General features: G+C 68.4%; 16 protein-coding genes and 1 pseudogene. 4 read left to right on the forward strand and 13 right to left on the reverse strand.

The window, feature by feature from the left end:
* Window positions 1–79 precede the first annotated feature (79 nt).
* The 3 genes from ABCR94_RS30020 to ABCR94_RS30030 are packed head-to-tail and all read right to left on the reverse strand — an operon-like array spanning window position 80 to window position 4,232.
* Complete coding sequence (locus tag ABCR94_RS30020) at window positions 80–601, reverse strand: DUF6262 family protein (RefSeq protein WP_347118540.1); 522 nt, start codon at window positions 599–601, stop codon at window positions 80–82.
* A complete protein-coding gene (locus tag ABCR94_RS30025) occupies window positions 598–3,075 on the reverse strand; it encodes a site-specific integrase (protein WP_347118538.1) in 2,478 nt (825 codons plus the stop codon). Before ABCR94_RS30025 ends, ABCR94_RS30020 begins: the two co-directional genes overlap by 4 nt.
* A complete protein-coding gene (locus ABCR94_RS30030; RefSeq protein ID WP_347118536.1) occupies window positions 3,072–4,232 on the reverse strand; it encodes a tyrosine-type recombinase/integrase in 1,161 nt (386 codons plus the stop codon). Before ABCR94_RS30030 ends, ABCR94_RS30025 begins: the two co-directional genes overlap by 4 nt.
* Before the next feature lie 130 nt (window positions 4,233–4,362).
* Between ABCR94_RS30030 and ABCR94_RS30035 the strand changes: the two are divergent.
* A pseudogene (locus ABCR94_RS30035) lies at window positions 4,363–4,848 on the forward strand (L,D-transpeptidase); the annotation flags it as partial.
* Between the two features lie 150 nt (window positions 4,849–4,998).
* On the forward strand, window positions 4,999–6,597 hold the full coding sequence (locus ABCR94_RS30040) for a CocE/NonD family hydrolase (protein WP_347123560.1): 1,599 nt from the start codon (window positions 4,999–5,001) through the stop codon (window positions 6,595–6,597).
* A 58-nt stretch (window positions 6,598–6,655) separates the two neighbouring features.
* Here ABCR94_RS30040 and ABCR94_RS30045 read toward each other — a convergent pair whose 3' ends face one another.
* The 8 genes from ABCR94_RS30045 to pcaDC form a co-directional block, all read right to left on the reverse strand.
* Complete coding sequence (locus ABCR94_RS30045) at window positions 6,656–7,516, reverse strand: amino acid ABC transporter permease (protein WP_347123562.1); 861 nt, start codon at window positions 7,514–7,516, stop codon at window positions 6,656–6,658.
* Window positions 7,513–8,157 (reverse strand): amino acid ABC transporter permease, encoded by a 645-nt coding sequence (locus ABCR94_RS30050; RefSeq protein WP_347123564.1) that lies wholly within the window; start codon window positions 8,155–8,157, stop codon window positions 7,513–7,515. Before ABCR94_RS30050 ends, ABCR94_RS30045 begins: the two co-directional genes overlap by 4 nt.
* Before the next feature lie 7 nt (window positions 8,158–8,164).
* A complete protein-coding gene (locus ABCR94_RS30055) occupies window positions 8,165–9,070 on the reverse strand; it encodes a glutamate ABC transporter substrate-binding protein (RefSeq protein ID WP_347123566.1) in 906 nt (301 codons plus the stop codon).
* An 18-nt stretch (window positions 9,071–9,088) separates the two neighbouring features.
* On the reverse strand, window positions 9,089–9,832 hold the full coding sequence (locus tag ABCR94_RS30060; protein WP_347123568.1) for an amino acid ABC transporter ATP-binding protein: 744 nt from the start codon (window positions 9,830–9,832) through the stop codon (window positions 9,089–9,091).
* A gap of 134 nt (window positions 9,833–9,966) precedes the next feature.
* A complete protein-coding gene (locus tag ABCR94_RS30065) occupies window positions 9,967–10,413 on the reverse strand; it encodes a DUF6278 family protein (protein ID WP_347123570.1) in 447 nt (148 codons plus the stop codon).
* An 85-nt stretch (window positions 10,414–10,498) separates the two neighbouring features.
* Window positions 10,499–11,278 carry an exodeoxyribonuclease III gene (locus ABCR94_RS30070; protein ID WP_347123572.1) on the reverse strand — a complete coding sequence of 260 codons (780 nt, stop codon included), beginning with the start codon at window positions 11,276–11,278 and terminating at the stop codon, window positions 10,499–10,501.
* Window positions 11,279–11,308: 30 nt separating this feature from the next.
* Window positions 11,309–11,941, reverse strand: coding sequence for an MBL fold metallo-hydrolase (locus tag ABCR94_RS30075; protein ID WP_347123573.1), 633 nt, complete (start codon window positions 11,939–11,941; stop codon window positions 11,309–11,311).
* 12 nt (window positions 11,942–11,953) lie between these two features.
* On the reverse strand, window positions 11,954–13,252 hold the full coding sequence (gene pcaDC, locus ABCR94_RS30080) for a bifunctional 3-oxoadipate enol-lactonase/4-carboxymuconolactone decarboxylase PcaDC (protein WP_347123575.1): 1,299 nt from the start codon (window positions 13,250–13,252) through the stop codon (window positions 11,954–11,956).
* Window positions 13,253–13,412: 160 nt separating this feature from the next.
* Here pcaDC and ABCR94_RS30085 point away from each other — a divergent pair, with 160 nt between their 5' ends.
* Window positions 13,413–13,739: a hypothetical protein gene (locus tag ABCR94_RS30085; RefSeq protein WP_347123577.1), complete on the forward strand. Its 327-nt coding sequence runs from the start codon at window positions 13,413–13,415 to the stop codon at window positions 13,737–13,739.
* Window positions 13,739–14,623 carry a sigma-70 family RNA polymerase sigma factor gene (locus ABCR94_RS30090; RefSeq protein WP_347123629.1) on the forward strand — a complete coding sequence of 295 codons (885 nt, stop codon included), beginning with the start codon at window positions 13,739–13,741 and terminating at the stop codon, window positions 14,621–14,623. The genes ABCR94_RS30085 and ABCR94_RS30090 overlap by 1 nt, the downstream gene beginning before the upstream one ends.
* Window positions 14,624–14,832: 209 nt before the next feature.
* Here the strand turns inward: ABCR94_RS30090 and ABCR94_RS30095 are convergent, their stop codons facing one another.
* A complete protein-coding gene (locus tag ABCR94_RS30095; protein ID WP_347123579.1) occupies window positions 14,833–17,280 on the reverse strand; it encodes an N-acetylmuramoyl-L-alanine amidase in 2,448 nt (815 codons plus the stop codon).
* Complete coding sequence (locus tag ABCR94_RS30100) at window positions 17,280–17,903, reverse strand: hypothetical protein (protein WP_347123581.1); 624 nt, start codon at window positions 17,901–17,903, stop codon at window positions 17,280–17,282. The genes ABCR94_RS30095 and ABCR94_RS30100 overlap by 1 nt, the downstream gene beginning before the upstream one ends.
* Window positions 17,904–17,961 lie beyond the last annotated feature (58 nt).

The following is a 17,961-nucleotide window of genomic DNA, read 5'->3' on the forward strand; positions in this document are numbered from 1 at the left end:
GATTCTGATGTTGTGCCTGAACGCGGTGGTGGCCCCGCCGACGGGGGGGCCACCGAGTCGGAACCGGACTGGCGCTTGGTCAGCGTGGCTGGGGTTGGTTCAAGGCTCGCGTGAGTTCGCGGTTCGCGGCCCGAGCGGCTTCCAGTTCCTCTGTTCTGTCCTCCAACTCGCCGCTGGTGTCGGCGAGTTCTTGTTCCAGCAGGGTGACGCGGCGCTGGAGGTCGTCGATGTCGGTAGGCGTTGCGAGTCCGGACGCCTCCCAGACTCGCTCGCCGAGCTCGGTCGATAGACGCTTCTCGAGCTGCCGGACTCGTGCGGCAAGGCGTTTGTTGCGCTCCAGAGCGTTGGCGAGGTCGGTCTGGAGCGAGACTCGGCTGACGGCCGCCACTCTGCCGTCCTCGACCGGAGTGCTGGCAGCGACGTGGAGGCGTTCGAGCAGGTCGCGGTGGCGATAGAGGAAGGTCCGGTCGACGCGCGCGGCTCTGGCGAGCCCGGAGACCGTGAGGTCGCCCCCACTCTTCACGGCCGCATCCAGGGCCTTGATGACCCGTTCCCGGCGCCGGGCCGAGTCGGCCTTCTTCCCCTCGATCATGGATGTCATGTGGCGGACCCTCCGCCGCGGTAGTCGGGCAGTTCTGGCCGCACTCGGGGCATGCCGAGTGAGATGACTCGCCGGCTGCGGCGGAGCACGGTGACGGCTTCCTCGATCTGCATTTTGTCTTCCTCGGTGAGTTCCCCGAGTTGCTCCTTGACGCGTTTGATCAGGCGGCGGACGCGCGTGATCTCCTCGTCGGACGGCATCGCCTCGGCCTTTGCCCAGGAGTCGGCGGTGAAGGCTGCCAGTCGCTCCCGGCCGCGCAGGAGATCGGCGAGGTATGCCTCCAGGTCGGGGAGGTAGGACACGTCGGTGCGGAAGTGTTCGCAGCCGACGCAGCGGAACCGGACGGGGCAGTCTTCGCCGCCGGCGGAGACGTTGCTCGGTTCGGTGCAGAGCCCGTAGGGAACCTGTACTTCGCCGACGCCCCGGCGGGCGTGCTCGGACTCCAGTAGGGTCTCGGCCTGACGCCAGATCCGGTTACCCTTCCGGTCGAACTGCATGGCAGTGACCCGGTTGACGGCCTCGCGGCGGCGCTTGTCACTAACCCGGTAATACCGTTGAGTCGTGTCGAGTCGCCGGTGATCCATCAAAACCCTGAGCACGTCAGGCGCCACGTTCTTGTCCGCGTGGCGCTGGGCGTAGGTATGCCGGTAGGCGTAGAGGTAGATCTTCGACTTGTCGAAGGGCAGCATCTTCTTGACTCGCTTGCCGTCCTCCTCCACGACGACGGGGACCGAGATCTCCGGCAGGGTGGCGACCCATGCTCGGTGGACTTCGCCGATCCAGGCGCTGCTGATGGCCTTGGCGCCGTTCGGGTTGGCCACCGGCGAGGGAAGGAGAGCGAGCTCCTTGCGTGGGGTGTTGGGGAACCGTGCGAGGGTCCGCTTCTGCTGGGTGATGATCAAGGCAGCGGTCGCCGCGGCGATCGGAAGACGGCGGTCCTTGCGCAGGGACTTGTGGTTGTCATAAATCAGCTCTGGATTGCCGTCGCCATCCCGTCCCAGGCACTCCAGGGGCAGGGAGGAGATTTCGTCGGGGCGGCGGCCGGTGTCGATGAGGAGTTCCGTCGCCGTCCGGCTGAGCTGGTGACCGTTCGGGTCGAGACTGTCCAGGTGCTGGCAGAGCTGACGCATCACCTCGACCGGGAGGTCGCGTCCGGCGTCGTCGTCCTCGTCGTACTCGGGCACGTCCTCTTCTCGGAGGGCGAAGTTGTCGGGGAGGCCGTGCAGGAGCTGTCCGGGCTGGGTCAGCCCCAGGGTTCTCATGCGGGTGAGCAAGCGTCGGACGTTGCGAGCGTCCCAGTACCGATGCAAGACCGAGATCTCGCCTTGGAGCTGAAGGAACAGCAGACGGTTGAGGAAGAGAACGATGTCGTCCCTGCCCAGAAGGCGTGGATCGCGCCCGTCGTCGTCCCGGTTCAGGCGCAGGCTCTTGGAGAGCATGGCGATGGACCTGATCTGGCGCTGAAGGGGGGCGATGGGTTTCTTCCCTCTCCGGCGGGGGAGATCGTCGATCGCCCACTGCTGGACGGCCTTGCGCAGCCACTGCTGAGAGATGTCCTCGAAGTGGAGGAATCCCCTGTCCAGCCCGAAGGCGGCTCCGTCCCAGGTGTCCTTGTGCCGTTCGGTCTCGGCCGACAAACCGAAGCGGTCGAGGTGCTTGAGGAAGCCGATAGCCATCCGCTTGCCGCTCAACTTCATCGGACCGGGATCGAGCTCCTTGATCGACGACAGCTGCTGAGCCCGGACGGCATCGACAAGCGGACGAAGCTCCTGATCTTTCTGCTTGACTCCCTTGGCGTTGCGGTCTTGCAGGCAGTAGAGAACTTCGGCGACCACTTGGTCGGGCAGGCCGCGCAGGCTGACGACGCCGTGCTCGACCACCGCCGGCGCGGTCCGGTGCCAGAACTCGACGTCCTCCAGCCTGCCGGTGCGGCGCAGAATGTTGCGTGTCTGGCGGTGCGGCGGGCAGTACTCGGCGTTGGCGCGGTCCCGGTAGCAGGCAGCGACCACGCAGGGTCCGAGGCTCTCGAACGGCTGCAGGCCCGGCAGCTGGAGGAACTTCTCGATCGTCAGGCGATGGATCTTCTGCTGCTGGTAGCAGTGCGCGTCGCAGAGAGCCTGGCGAATCGTTCGACGGGGCCGGGCGCATCCAGGCACCAGGCAGGGCTGGGTGCCGATCGACCGCCAGTTGTACTTGGCCGTGGCCACGAACTCCTCCAGCGGCTGCCCGGACTCCTTCATCCTCCTCTCGCAGCCCCGGCAAAGGGCCCGCTCACGAGGGGTGTAGGCCATCTTGTCGCAGCCCTCGACGGGACAGATCCGGCTGCCGAACAGCGGGTGGGAGCGCGGGAAGGTGACGATTCGGACGGATGGATCCCAGCCGATGAGCTGGAGGAACTCCTCCGTCACTTCCCTCATCAGAGTCTCGTCGGGCGTCGGCCCCGGCTCCGGCAACGCGATCGTCGCTGTGGTCACCGGTCCCCCTCCACGAACTCGCGCGGAGAGGGAACCCGCTCGACCGCGTCCCGGAGCCTCGACGGCTTGGGGTGCAGGTAGGGGCGGGCCGACTCCGGGTTCTTCTGACCCAGGAGGGCCTGGACTTCGTCCAGGCTGCCGCCGGCATCGGCCACGTTGCTGGCCATCGCGTGCCGGCCCATGCGCGGCGTGACCATCCGGCCCAGACCCGCTCGCCGGGCCAGGGACTCGCAGAGCTCACCGATCGCGTCCGTGGTGATCGGTGAGCCGTGGGGAGGGCGGAAGAGGTTGACGAGCAAGAAGTCACTGCCGCCCGAGCCCAGTACTTCGTGCCGTTCCAGGGCGTACTGGTCGAACGCCATCACCACCAGATGGTCCACCGGCATGGCCCACGACTTCTTGGACTTCGACCAGGCGCCGTTCTCGTTCTGCCGTCGCGTGACGTGAACGTGGGCGCCCTCGACCGAGCACCCCAGGGCCCGCGAGTCCATCATCAGGTGAGGATCGTTGCGGTGCAGCCCGGCGACCTGCCCCGGCCGCAGACCGACACGGGTGAGGAGTAGCAAGGTCAGCCGGTCACGGGCAGAACGACAGGCCAGGAACATCGCCACGACCTCCTCGTCGCTGGCCCGGTCGATGTCCGTCTCCGGCTCCTGGACGCTGTGCCTGGCCCTCATCCGATAGCGCATGCCCCCGCTCTCAGCTCGGGCAACCTCGGGCAGGTCCAGGTCGTCCCCGATCTCATAGAGCTGTTCCAACACCCAGGCCGAGACCGCCTTGTTCGCCACTGCATGTAGCAGGAACATCCGCACCGCGGTGAGCACCTTGTTGATCCGGATCTCACCCCGTACCGGCTTCGACCCTGGCCCTGGCACCACGACCTGACGCGAACCACCCCTGCCTGGCGTCCACTTCAGCCAGATCATGAACAGACCCATGTCCCGGGCCGCGGTCCGCCAGTCGCGCCGGGTGAGCAGGCACCACAGCAGAAACAGGCAGATGCCCTCCGCGTACGCCTTCGTCGTCGTCTCCGCACGACCACGCGCCAAGCGCAGTTCCTGCAGGAAGCGATCCGGCTCCTCGACGACGCCCAAGTCGTCGTCCACCACGGTCCAGTACCGGGTGCCCGACGGGAGCACCACAGGGAATGCACGCACTTCTACTCCTTCTCCATGACTCGATCAGCACGACCAGCCACAGAGCCACACCCCCCGAGAACTGTCGCAGCACCCCCAACGAAGGGGTCAGGTACGACGTCACGCCACGGCCAGGGAACCCCCAGAGAACCTGACCATCGGCAAGAACCAGGTCGTCAAGGTCGACCTCGACAACCACCGGCTGAAGCTGGTGCGCGACGGCCGGCAGGTCGCGGACGTCGCCATGTCGGCCGGCACCCCGGGCGGCGAGAAGGCCTCCTGGCGCGGCAGGACCGTACTGATGTCGAAGGAGGGCACGATCAATATGCGCTCCGAGACCGTGGGCCTGGGCGACGCCTACGACAAGATGGTCGACTACTCGATGCGCCTCACCTGGTCCGGGATGTACGCGCACGCCGCGCCCTGGAACGCCGGCTACTTCGGCAGCGCCAACAAGAGCTCGGGCTGCATCGGCATGAGCGACTCCGATGCCCGGTCGATCTACGACCAGGTCCAGGTCGGCGACCCGTTCGAGGTCACCGGCGACGATGCCAAGGGCACCCAGGCGATCAACAACGGCTACGGCGAGTGGAACCTCTCCTGGACCGACTGGCAGGCGAAGAGCGCCCTGCGCTGAGCCGGGCCGCCCCGGGAGCCACTAACACGCTCCTACTGACACCACATCCAACAATCGTTACTCGCACGTAACTTACCGACCGGTTACCAGCGGTAAGCGACGGAGGTTACCGTCGGGTCACTTTGCACTTACACGAGTGAGGAGTGACCCGTGAGATCCCCCCGCACAGCTCTGCGCGTCTCCACCGTCGGCGCCGCCGCCGCTGCCCTGCTCGCCACCACGGCCACCGGCCAGTCACCGATGGCCGTGGCCGACCCCGCCGTACAACAAGCCGCACCGGCCGCGACACCCGGCGTCCGGTTCGTCGACATCGCCGGCGACGGCGGCACCGTACTCAAGGCCAATGTCTTCACCCCGGCGGGCGCCGACGGCGTCCGCTCCTATCCGGTGATCGTGCTGCCCACCAGTTGGGCCGTACCGCAGATCGAATACCTCGCGCAGGCCAAGAAGCTCGCCGACTCCGGTTATGTCGTGGTCAGTTACAACGTCCGCGGCTTCTGGCAGTCCGGCGGCAACATCGAGGTGGCGGGCCCACCGGACATCGCCGATGCCTCCAAGGTGATCGACTGGGCGCTCGCCAACACCCCGGCCGACCCCCGGAAGGTGGGCATGGCGGGCGTCTCGTACGGCGCCGGTATCAGCCTGCTGGCAGCAGGGCACGACAAGCGGATCAAGGCGGTGGTGGCCCTCAGCGGCTGGGCCGACCTCATCGAATCGATCTACAGCGGGCGCACCCAGCACCTCCAGGCCGCCGCGGTGCTCACCGGCGCCGGAAACCTCACCGGCCGCCCGAGCCCCGAACTCCAGCAGACCATGAAGGACTTCCTCGGCTCCAACCTCGCCAAGGAACCGGACATGATCGAGTGGGGCAGGAAGCGCTCCCCCGCCAACTACCTCGATCAGATCAACAAGAACGGCTCGGCCGTGATGCTGGGCAACGCCTGGGGCGACACGCTCTTCCCGCCGAACCAGTACGCGAAGTTCTACGAGAAGCTCACCGGACCCAAGCGCCTGGAGTTCCGTCCTGGCGACCACGCCACCGCCGAGGCCACCGGCCTGCTCGGGCTGCCCAATGACGTCTGGACCAACGCCCAGCGCTGGTTCGACCACCACCTCAACGGCGCCGACAACGGCATCGACCGCGAGCAGCCCGTCCAGCTCAAGTCCCGTTCCACCAACGGCTACGAGGGCTACCCCGACTGGAAGTCGGTCGGCGCGAACCAGCACAAGATCGACCTCGGCGGCACCAAGAAGATCTACGCGAACGTGGACTCGGGCGCCAACGGCGGAGTGGTGTTCCTGTCCAACGCGCTCGACCAGTTCCTGAGGCTTCCCCCCATCGCCTCAGTTCCGCTGCTGCCGCGTTCCTTCGCCTCGGTCTGGCAGTCCGAGCGGTACGCCGAGGCGCAGCGCGTGCGCGGCACCAGCAAGCTGCACACGACGGTCACCAGTACCAAGGAGAGCGGCACCCTCGTCGCATACCTCTACGACGTGGGGCCGCTCGGCCTCGGCAAGCTGGTCAGCAATGCGCCGTACACCTTCCACGACCAGGCGCCGGGCCAGCCGTTCGCCGTCGACCTGGAGTTGTTCTCCACGGCCTACGACGTACCGGCCGGCCACCGACTGGCCGTGGTGGTCGACACCGTCGACCCGCTCTACATCGAACACAACCCGTCCGGCGCGCAGCTGACCTTCTCATCGCCGGGGACCGACCCGTCGTACCTGACGGTCCCCTTGCGCGACAACTGATCTCCGGCTGCTGCCGGGCAGGCATGTGCCCTTCAAACTCGGGCAGTTGCCCTTTGAACTACCGCACGCCCGGCAGCAGCGTGCCCGGCTCGGCCTTGGATACGTCCACGGCCTCGTTCTTGGGGTTGCGCTGCTCCCGCTCGGCCACCCACTGGGCGAACCAGGAGAGCAGCATGCACATCCCGATGTAGATCGGCGAGATCACCATCACTACGGGGATGAACGGCAAATCGTAGTCGAGATTCGACGCGATGAGCTTGCCGACGTGGAGGAACTCCTCATAGGTGATCAGGTAGCCGAGCGAGGTGTCCTTCAGCGCGACCACGAGCTGACTGATGATGGTCGGCAGCATCGCGCGGACCCCCTGTGGCACCAGGACGAACGTCATGACCTGGGTTTTGCGCATGCCGAGCGCGTACGCAGCCTCCCGCTGCCCCCTTTCCACGGAGTTGACCCCCGTACGGAACACCTCGGCGAGCACCGAGCCGTTGTAGAGCGTCAGTCCGGCCACCAGCGCGGGCAGCGGCTGGACCTTCAGCGCCACGAAGATGAAGAAAATCATCACCAATACGGGCATGGCGCGGAAGAATTCGACCAGCAGCGTCGCCACCCACCGCAGTGCGCGGTGTTCGGAGAGCCGGCCCGTCGCGAGGACCGCGCCGAGCGCGACCGACAGGACCGCGGCGTACGCGAAGGCCTTGAGCGTGTTGCCCAGGCCGCGCAGCAGGAGCTCCTGGATTCCCTTGTACTGGAAGGGGTTCCACTTGGCCGACGTGAACTGGTTGGTGTCGAAGAGCAGATTCAGCACCCAGCCGAGCAGCGCGGCGATGAGGGCGGTCGACGCAACGCCGTACAGGAAGTGCCGCTTGCGGGTCTTGGGCCCCGGGACGTCGTAGAGGGCGGTGGAAGTGGCGGTCATCGGGCGACTCCCCAGCGCTTCTCCAGCACGTTGACGAGCGCACTGATGGACAGGGTGATGATCAGGTAGCCGACGGCGATCCAGACGAACGTCCAGATGATGCTGTAGCCCAGCTCGTTGAGGGTCTTGTAGGTGCCGAGCAGCTCGGTGACGCTGAACGCACCGGCGATCGCCGAGTTCTTGGCGAGCGCGATGAGCGTCGAACCGACGGGCGGGATCACCGAGCGGAAGGCCTGCGGCAGCACGACGGTGCTCAGGGTCTGGCCGAAGGTCATCCCCAGGCTGCGGGCGGCCTCGCCCTGCCCCAGCGGCACGGTGTTGATGCCGGAGCGCATCGCCTCGCAGATGAAGGCCGAGGTGTAGCAGCCGAGCGCGAGCACCGCGAAGAGCTGGAAGGGCAGGATGAGCCCGAAGCGCGGCAGGCCGAGCAGGACGGCGAAGAACAGCAGTGTCAGGGGGGTGTTGCGCAGCACGGTGACCCAGACGGTGCCCAGCGCCCGGAGGGATCCGACGGGGGCGACCCGGCAGGAGGCCATGAGGAAGCCGAGCACCAGCGCGAGCACCGAGGCGTAGACCGTGAGCTCGACGGTGCCGAGGAAGCCCTTGCCGTAGAGAGAGAAATTCTCGGTGAGTACGTTCACGATGTCCTCAGCTCTCCGGGTAGCGGTCGATCGCGGGCGGCTTGGGGGCCGGCACGCCGGAGAGACCGAGCGTCGCGTCGTACGCCTTCGTCCAGTTCCCGTTCTTCTCGTTGGCCTCGATCGCGTCGTCGATGGCCAGCCGCAGCGCGTTGTCGCCGCGCGGGACACCGATCCCGTACGGCTCCTCGGAGAAGAGCTTGCCGACGATCTTGAGCTCCTCGGGCACCTTGGCCGCGTAGCCGATGAGGATGGCGTCATCGGTGGTGACGGCGTCGACCTGGAACGTCAGCAGGTTGTCGACGCAGACCGAGTAGGTGTCGTACGCGACAAGATCGGCTTTCGGATAGTCGGCGTCGATCCGCTGGTACGGGGTCGATCCGGCGGCCGAGCAGACCCGTTTGCCGTCGAGGTCCTTGGGCCCGTTGATGTCGGTCTCGTCGGTGCGCACGAGCAGCGACTGGCCGCCCATGTAGTACGGGCCCGCGAAGCCGACGAGCTTCTTGCGGTTGTCGTTGATGGTGTACGTGCCGACGTAATAGTCGATCTGGCCGTTCTGCAGGGCGGTTTCACGGTTGGCCGAGGCGATCGTCTTGAACTGGGTCTTCTGCGGTTCGAAGCCCAGCGAGGCGGCGACCATCTTGGCGATCTCGATGTCGAACCCGGAGTAGACGCCGCTGGCCGGGTCCTTCTCGCCCATGTACGGCTGGTCCTCCTTGGCCCCGACAAGGAGATGGCCTCGGCGCTTCGCCTTCTCCCAGGTGCGGGAGGCCGGCAGCTCGAAGCCCTTCGCCACCGTGTACTTGGGCAGTTCGTCGGGCTGCGGGCCCTTCACCGGTGGACTGCCCTCCTTGCCGCAGGCGGCGGCGAGCAGGACGAGCACGAGGGCGGCGAGGGCGCGTGGCATGCGCTTCATGAGTCCGTACACCGCCCGTCAGTGCTTGAGAATCTTGGAGAGGAAGTCCTTGGCCCGGTCGCTCGAAGGGGCGGTGAAGAAGTCTTCGGGCGTGCGGTCCTCGATGATGCAGCCGTCCGACATGAAGACGACGCGGTTGGCCGCCGAGCGGGCGAAGCCCATCTCGTGGGTGACGACGACCATCGTCATGCCCTCGCGGGCCAGCTGCTGCATGACTTCAAGGACCTCGTTGATCATCTCCGGGTCGAGCGCGGAGGTCGGCTCGTCGAAGAGAAGAACCTTGGGGTCCATGGCGAGGGCGCGGGCGATGGCCACGCGCTGCTGCTGGCCGCCGGAGAGCTGGGCCGGGAGCTTGTCGGCCTGGTCGGCGAGTCCGACGCGTTCAAGGAGTTCGCGGGAGCGCTTGTCGGCGTCTTCCTTCTTGCGTTTACGGACCTTGAGCTGCGCCAGGGAGACATTGGCCAGCACGGTCTTGTGCGCGAAGAGGTTGAAGGACTGGAACACCATCCCCACCTCGGCCCGCAGTTGCGCGAGGGCGCGCCCCTCTTCGGGGACGGGTCTGCCGTCGATGCGGATGCTGCCGGACTCGATCGTCTCCAGCCGGTTCATCGCCCGGCAGAGCGTCGACTTGCCCGAGCCGGACGGACCGATGACTACCACCACCTCACCGCGTGTGACGGTGAGATTGATGTCCTGCAGGACGTGCAACTTCCCGTAGTACTTGTTGACGTCACGCAGCTCGATCAACGGATCGACGGCCATACGCTGCCCTACCCACTCTCAGCTGTGTCGAGGTCAGCGCAAACTATCCATCCCGATAAGGGACTTCACACTCGACACGCTCAAATAGGGCATAAGGTGCACTAAAGAGTTTAAAGACCTGGGCCCGAGGACGGTCAGGCCTCGGCCGCTTCCCCGTACACCTGGGAGAGCTCGGGCGCACCGTTGACCGCCCAGTCCAGACCGGCCTCCACCACATTGATCTCGCGACCCGAGGCCAGCCTGACCACCGGCTGGCCGCTCGGCCACAGCTGCCAGAGCGCCCCCGGGACCGTACGCACGATCACCGTGCCGAGGTAGAGGCCCGCGTCGTTGCCCAGCCAGGGCAGCTCCTCGGGGTCGTCGCGCCAGCGGGGCGGCAGCTGGTCGAGCGCCTCCAACGAGGCCGGGGAGTCGTCCAGTTCCAGACCGGCCTGGGCCACCCGGACGCGGAGCAGCTCGCACTCGGAGAACAGCTCGGCGATACCTTCCTGGTCGGCGTCGGCATCGATGGCGAACACGGCCGCGCCGCGCGCCGTGGCATGCCGCTTGCGCCAGTTGTCCAGAAAAGGAATGTTCTTCATACTGCTCAGCCTCGCATTTGTCCTGCCATGTGCACCACCGGCGCGCGGGTACCTTTTCGCCTCGGAGGCCGAGGCGCCGGCCAGGTCAGAGGTCGAGGTCGACGACCACCGGCGCGTGGTCGGACGAGCCCTTGCCCTTGCGCTCCTCGCGGTCCACATAGCTGTCCTTGACCGCGGCCACGAAGGGGGTGTTGCCGTAGACCAGGTCGATGCGCATGCCCTTGTTCTTGGGGAAGCCGAGCTCGCGGTAGTCCCAGAAGGTGAACGGCCGGTCGTACTTCAGCGGGCGGGGCATCACATCGGAGAGTCCGGCGTCACGCAGCGCGGTGAGCGCCGCGCGCTCGGCGGGGGTCACATGCGTGGCCCCTTCGAAGAGCGCGGGGTTCCAGACGTCGTCGTCGGTGGGGGCGACATTGAAGTCGCCGAGGACGGCGAACGGGCGCTCGCCCGCCGTGTCCACCGCCACCGCCTTGTGGAGCGCCTCGAACCAGCGCAGCTTGTACGCGTAGTGGTCGTGCGCGACCTCGCGGCCGTTGGGCACATAGACCGACCACAGGCGGAGCGGCCCACAGGTCGCGGAGATCGCCCGCGGCTCCTGCACACCCTCGTAGTCCGGGCCGTCGGGCAGGCCGGTGACGACGTCTTCGAGGCCGACCCTGGAGACCACGGCCACGCCGTTCCACCGGCCGGTGGCGTTGACCGCGGACTCGTAACCGAGCTCGCGCAGCTGGTCGGCCGGGAAGCCCTCGGCGGTGGTCTTGGTCTCCTGAATGCACAGCACATCGGTGCCTGTGCTCTCCAGCCAGGCCAGCAGCCGGGGCAGCCGGGCGGTGATCGAATTGACGTTCCAGGTGGCGATGCGCATGTACGTCATGTTATCCGCGGGGTGTGACACTCACAGGTCGGTCGACTCGCCCGGGGTCAGCCTGCTGTGGTCCGCGCCGCCCAGTGAGCCGATCTGTGAGTCGTAGATCGGCCGGGCCAGGTCGGTGAGCAGCGCGTCGTGGATGTCGATGGCACGCCGCGGCTTCACCTCGCGCACATAGTCGATGACCTCGGAGATCTTCGACCAGGGGGCCATCACCGGGAGCATCAGCGTCTCGACCGGGTGGTCGGGGACGGTGAGCGCGTCGCCCGGATGGAAGAGCGAGCCGTCCACGAGGAACCCGACGTTGGTGACGCGTGGGATGTCCGGGTGGATGACGGCGTGCAGTTCGCCGTGCACCTGTACGTCGAAGCCGGCCGCCGTGAAGGTGTCGCCGTGGCCGACGGTGTGCACCCGGCCGGGGAAGGCCGCCGAGAGCTGGTCGGCGACGCTGCGCAGGGTCCAGATCGCGGCGCCTGGGTTGGACTCCAGACCGGCTCGCAGCCGGTCCTCGTGGAAGTGGTCGAGGTGCTCGTGCGTCACGAGGATGACGTCCGCTCCCACCGCCGCGTCCTCCTCGCTGAAGGCGCCCGGGTCGATGACCAGCCGTCGGCCGTCCTTCTCCAGGCCGATGCAGGCGTGGGTCCTCTTCGTCAGCTTCATACGTCCATCCTGCTACGCCTGCGGAGTGGTCTCCTGCTGAATGACGGCCTGCGCGACCTTGAAGGCCGAGTTCGCCGCCGGAACACCGCAGTAGACGGCCGTGTGGAGCAGCACTTCCTTGATCTCGGCGGGGGTCAGGCCGTTGCGCAGGGCAGCGCGGGTGTGGAACGCCAGCTCCTCCAGGTGACCGCCCGCGACCAGCGCGGTGAGGGTGATGACGCTGCGGGTACGGCGGTCGATCCCTCCCCTGGTCCACACCTCGCCCCACGCGTAGCGGGTGATGAGCTCCTGGAAGTCGCCGGTGAAGGCGTCGGCGTCGCCCAGCGCCCGGTCCACATGGGCATCGCCGAGCACCTCACGGCGGACCTTGAGCCCGGCGGCGTACAGGTCCGCCCGACCGCCCTGGTCGATGACGGCCTCGGGCTGCACGGCCGCGGCGATCTCGGCGACCGGACCGGTGGGCGCTGAGATCGCCGACAGCAGGGGCGGGGCCTGGATCGCCTGCATGCCGGTGGCCGTGCCCGGCGCGGCCTGCCAGGCGGTGGAGAAGTGCCGTACGAGCAAGTCGGTGACGGCGGCGGGCTGCTCGACGGGGGCCAGGTGGGAGGCTCCGGGGACCAGCGCCAGGCGGGCGTCGGGGATCCCGGCGACCAGGGTGCGGGCCTCGGCGGGCCCGGTCACCTGGTCGTCGGAGCCGACCAGGACGAGAGTCGGGACGCCGATACGGCCCAGTTCGGCGCGTACGTCGAAGGCGGCCAGCGCCTCGCAGGCGGCGATGTAGCAACCGGGGTCGGTGGTGCGGACCATCTGGACGGCCCACTCGACGATCGCGGGCTGGGCGGCGACGAAGCCATGGGTGAACCAGCGCGACGGCGCGGTGGCCGCCATCGGTTCCAGGCCGTTGGTCCGCACGATCACACCGCGCTGGCGGAACTCGTCGGCGGTGCCGAACCGGGGCGAGGCCGCGACCAGGCCCAGCGAGGCTATGCGGTGGGGGTGGCGCAGCGCGAGCTCGGCGCCGATGGCGCCGCCGATGGAGCAGCCCGCGTAGCCGAAACGCTGCACGCCCAGGCCGTCGATGGTCGCGAGGAGCCGGTCGGCCAGGTCGGTGACGGAGGCGGCGGGGTGGGCGGGGGCGCCGCCGTGCCCGGGCAGGTCGAAGCGGAACACCCGCCACTGACGGATCAGCTCCGGTATCTGCCGGTCCCACATGTGCCATGTGGTACCCAGTGAGGGACCCAAGATCAGGACCGGGGCGTCTTCTGGCCCGTCAAAGCGGTATTGGAGGGTGTTCTTCGGTGTCTCGCTCACTCGTCCGACCCTCTCATCTGTCACGAGATGTCACATCGCCGGGGTGGACCTTGCGGGTCCTGCCTCCCTCGTGACGGCAAATCCGGCACTGCTGGAACTCTCGAGAGCCCAGGTACGCGCTCACCGGCGTGTACCCCTCTCTGCCAAGTACCTGCGAGCCATGCAGCGCGCCGACCACGGCGAGCCCGGTCCGCTCGCGGAGATGATCGCACGCGGTGTGACCGCCAGCCTCTACCGCTTCGTCCTGCCCGCCGTGGCAGGGCCCGTGAAGCACGTACCCCTGGCCGCGCTGGTCACCGAGAACATGACCGAACGCGCCCTTCGCGACGCTGCGGCGCGGAGCCGCCTCAAAGCAGTCAAGGCCGCTGACGGCACCTGGCGCAGTAGCCGAACCTGGGTGGAGCAGTACGAGAAGAGCCGGCACCAGCGGGTGGCCCGAAAGGCGTCGGGCGGGACCGCTGACCGGACGGGCTACCGGGGCCGGTGATCCGCCTGCTGGTGGACCTGCTCCGCAGCTCGGCCCTGGACCGGACTCACCTGCGAGCGGTGGCCTACCGGATGCTCGGCGCGCTCAGCGAGGCCGATGACGCCGTCCAGGAAGCCTGGCTGCGCATCAGTCGCGCGGACACCAGCAGCGTCGAGAACCTCACCGGGTGGTTGACCACGGTGGTGGCACGGGTGTGTCTGAACATGCTGCGCACGCGCCAGGCGCGGCGCGAGGATCCCCTTGACGTGCAGGTGCCCGTCCCGGCCCTCGGCCACGAGGACGGGCGCGACCCCGAGCAGGAAGCGTTGCTGGCCGACTCGGTCGGGCTGGCACTGCTGGTGGTGCTCGACACGCTGACGCCGGCCGAGCGGCTCGCCTTCGTACTGCACGACATGTTCACCGTGCCCTTCGACGAGATCGGCCCGATGATCGAGCGTTCCCCGGCCACGGCCAGACAGCTCGCGAGCCGCGCCCGCCGCCGGGTCAAAGGGGGCGCCCCAGTGTCCGACGCCGATCTGACCCTCCAGCGTCGAGTCGTCGACGCCTTCCTGGCCGCCACCCGCGGCGGGGACTTCGACGCGCTGGTCGCACTGCTCCATCCCGGCGTGGTGCACCGAGCGGACAAGGCGGTCGGCCCCACCCCCGAACCCATCGTGGTCCGCGGTGCTCACACCGTGGCCAAGGGCGCGATGGCCGCCACGGGACGGGCCCGGTTCACCGGACCGGCGCTGGTCACCGGAGCGGTCGGACTCGCGATGGCCCCCCACGGACGGCTGTTCCTGATACTCAGCTTCACGATCACAGATGACAAGATCACCGAAATCGAAGTGATCGCGGACCCGGACCGCCTCCGCCAACTCGACCTCGCCGTTCTCGACGACTGACACAACTCCTCCGCCCAGCGCCGTGACGAAACACTTGGCGAGGTGACCCTGCGAAGCCGGGTCGCCTCGCCAAGCCCGATTCACCCGATCAGCCCAACGAGGTGTCCGAGTACGAGAAAACGGGCCACCTGACGACGCGGGAGCTACCGGCTAGTTAGCTTGCGGCTGGTGTCTGAGGTAGGAGTCCGGAGCCAGATCGTCTCGGGGTGCTATGGCGCCAACACGGTTCCGATGTGGGCTGCGACGGGCGTGCCGAGCGTGGCCGGTCCGAAGTAGAGCCCGCTCGCCGGGACGACACCCGACGCTCCGCTGTTCAGCGTGAGTACGGTGCCGTCGCCCGCGTTTTCGCCATCGGAGCCGATGCCGAGGTCGGCATAGCCGTCCCCGGTGAAGTCGGCGACGGCCACCGCGGATCCGAGCCGGTCGGCGGCCTCGGCCGCGCCCGGCACTCCGGCCTGGTCGGTGTTGTACGTCGCCGATCCAGCCGCGCTCAGCCCTTCCGGGCTCCCGTGCGCGAGCAGCACCGCGCCTGCGTCGGCCTGGTCCGCGCCGCCGGCCGTGAGGTCCTCGCCGGGCAGCCCGGCCAGGACGTCGGCGTACCCGTCGCCGTCGGTGTCGCCGACGGCGACCGAGGTGCCGAGCCCGTCACCTTCCTCGGCGCCGCCCGGCACACCCGCGGTGGCCTGGTCGATGGCGGGCGCTGTGGTGGTCGTGAGGCCGTCCGCCGAGCCGTGGTACGTCGCGATCTGCCCGCCGTTCGGCGCATCGGGCCGGCCGACGGCGAGGTCGGCGTACCCGTCACCGTTCAGGTCGCCCGCGGCGACGGAGCGGCCGCCCGCCCCGGTGAGGACGGCCGGGTCGGCGGTCCGCAGCCCGGCCGCCGAACCGCGCAGCACGGTCAGGGAGGGCCCCGCAGCCGTACTGAAGGTGATCGCCGCGTCCGTGAAGCCGTCGTGGTCGAAGTCGCCGGTCGCGATGTCCGCGTCCTGGACCGGTCCCTCGGCGAGTACGGCGGGGGCGGAGAAGGTGCGGTCGGCGCCGTCGACGGCGTACGCGCGTCCGCTGCCGGCGGCCACTGCGAGGATGTCGCCACCGCCGTCCGCGTCGAAGTCCCCAGTGGCGATGGCTTCGCCGAAGCGGTCGCCGCTCTGCTTGGGGCTGATCGAAGCACCTTGCGCGACAAGGCCGTTGGCGGTGCCACGGAGTACGGTCAGCGCACCCTCGTCACTCGCCCCCGCGGTGAGTTCCTCGCCGGGCGCGCCGATGACGAGATCCGCGTAGCCGTCATGGTCGAGGTCCCCGTACGCGGTGGCCCGCCCGAAGGCGTCGCCCGCCTCGGAGGCGTCCGGCACACCCGCGGTGTCCTGGCTGATGGCGGCCTTGGCCGCGGCGTAGGGGCCGCTGCGCCCGCCGGGCACGACGGATACCTGGCCGGCGGTCGCGAAGCCGCCCACGGTGGCCTGCGGGACGCCTGCGGCGGGGTCGGCATGGCCATCGCGGTTGAAGTCGCCCTTGTCCGCAGGGGAGTTGGCGGCAGCGGCGAGGGTGCGGATGGCGGGCAGATCGGCGTAGAGGTTGTTGCCCGGGCACTCGGTCGGATAGCCGTCACGGTGCCCGGATACCCGGTTCATGGTGACCAGCTGGCCCGCCGTGAACTTGCCGTTGTCGGCGCCGGCGGCCATCACCACGGTCCCGGACGGGTTGATCCCGTACCGGCCGAGCTTCCACGCGGCGAGCTTCGCGATCGATTCGCGTACGACGGCGGTGGTCGTCGCCGTGTTGTAGTCGCCGAGGACGGCGACGCCGCTCGTATCGGTGTTGAAGCCGTAGGTGTGCGCGCCGTAGACGGGCTTGTCGACGCCGCCCGCGCGGCCCTCGAAGAGCGTTCCGCACTTGTCGACCAGGAAGTTGTAGCCGATGTCGTTCCAGCCGTTGCTCTTCACGTGGTAGGTGAAGATGCCGCGGATGACCGAGGCCGACTCGGCGCAGGTGTAGGCGTTGGTGCCAGCCGTGTGGTGGACGAACACGGCCTTGGTGTCGGTCGTGTACGTGGGCGGGCCGGCGACGATCGACTCGTCGGCGCCCCAGCCGGCCCGCGAGGTGATGGGCGGCTGCCCGGCCGCGGTGGCGGTGGCCGCAGTGGCCTCGGCCGCGGTGTTCGAGGCGCTGGTACGGGGCGTGGTCCCGCCGTCCGGATCGACCAGGTCGACGCGCAGCCCCTGCGGAAGCTTCCGTCCCTTGCTACCGGTGATGCGTGCCTGGACGCCGTCGGCAGTGCCGGTCCACAGCGGCTGCGTGCCCGCGCGCACCCCGCGCTTGGCGTGGTCGGGCCCCGACTCCGGCGTACGGACATCTGTGTCAAGCGCCCGCCAGCCGGACCACTTTCCGGTCGCGCTGGACCGCGTGCGTATCTGCGCCGACCCGCCGAGCTGCGCGTACGGGTCGTCCCAGGTGACGCCGACCATGCTGAACGGCTCGGTGGAGCGGGCGGAGAGGGCACGCTGTGCGGGATCGGCCCCGGCGGGCACGGCGACGGTGTGCACGCTGCCGGTGGGTGCGGCGGAGGCGGTCTGGGCCGGGGCGGTCAGGCCGACGGCGCTGAGGACGACGGCGGTCGCGACGGCGGTACGTGTCGCAGCGCGCGCTGTGGATGACATCAGCCGGTGCTCTCTTCCGTGGCGGCGGGCGCGGGCAGTTCACCGGTGCAGGTGGCGCGGCCGTACTTGCCGAAGGCGGTGGCGCTCTGGACGTGTTTGCCGCGGATGGCGAGGGCGCAGCCGGCCTGGCCGCCCTTCTGGTCCAGGACGATGTTGATGCTGGGGGCCTTGCCGAGCGGCACCCGGACGGTCTTCTTCCAGGGCAGCTTCGCGGCCTTCTCGACGGTGGCATCGCCGGACTCGCTGCGCGCGAGGTAGGAGATCTCGACCGTGCCCTTGCCGGTGACCTCGTAGCTGACCTCGGCGGTGGGGACGGCGCGCGGGGTGGGCTTGTCGTCCGTGTTGAGCACGCCGTAGAGGACGAGCCCGCCGCAGGCGGCCAGCAGGACTCCGGCGATGACGAACGCATGCCGGTCCGTGCCCTTCGGCTTCGGCAATTCCGAGGTTTCGGGGCTTTCGGTCGTTTCCGTCGTTTCCGTCGGTGGCATGGAGGTCCGGCTTTCGGTCGGTGCGAATTCCTGACGGTGAATCAACTCGGTGCAGAAGTACGGGTTATACACCATCAGAATCGGCAAAGTCGAGCGAGCGGAAATAGCGGGCAAATAGCCGTCCGGCAGAGTCAACTGTCGGGAATGTGTGCCTGGTTGACTTGAGAGATGAAGACCAGCTAAGAATCACGCT

The sequence above is a fragment of the Streptomyces changchenzhani genome, assembly GCF_039766235.1.
Taxonomy (GTDB): domain Bacteria; phylum Actinomycetota; class Actinomycetes; order Streptomycetales; family Streptomycetaceae; genus Streptomyces.

Coding starts and splice junctions, on each gene's coding strand:
- ABCR94_RS30045 (WP_347123562.1), bottom strand. CDS start 7,516: ATGACCGCCACTTCCACCGCCCTCTACGACGTCCCGGGGCCCAAGACC.
- ABCR94_RS30070 (WP_347123572.1), bottom strand. CDS start 11,278: ATGCGCATCGCCACCTGGAACGTCAATTCGATCACCGCCCGGCTGCCC.
- ABCR94_RS30020 (WP_347118540.1), bottom strand. CDS start 601: ATGACATCCATGATCGAGGGGAAGAAGGCCGACTCGGCCCGGCGCCGG.
- ABCR94_RS30065 (WP_347123570.1), bottom strand. CDS start 10,413: ATGAAGAACATTCCTTTTCTGGACAACTGGCGCAAGCGGCATGCCACG.
- ABCR94_RS30055 (WP_347123566.1), bottom strand. CDS start 9,070: ATGAAGCGCATGCCACGCGCCCTCGCCGCCCTCGTGCTCGTCCTGCTC.
- ABCR94_RS30085 (WP_347123577.1), top strand. CDS start 13,413: ATGCAGCGCGCCGACCACGGCGAGCCCGGTCCGCTCGCGGAGATGATC.
- ABCR94_RS30075 (WP_347123573.1), bottom strand. CDS start 11,941: ATGAAGCTGACGAAGAGGACCCACGCCTGCATCGGCCTGGAGAAGGAC.
- ABCR94_RS30095 (WP_347123579.1), bottom strand. CDS start 17,280: ATGTCATCCACAGCGCGCGCTGCGACACGTACCGCCGTCGCGACCGCC.
- ABCR94_RS30060 (WP_347123568.1), bottom strand. CDS start 9,832: ATGGCCGTCGATCCGTTGATCGAGCTGCGTGACGTCAACAAGTACTAC.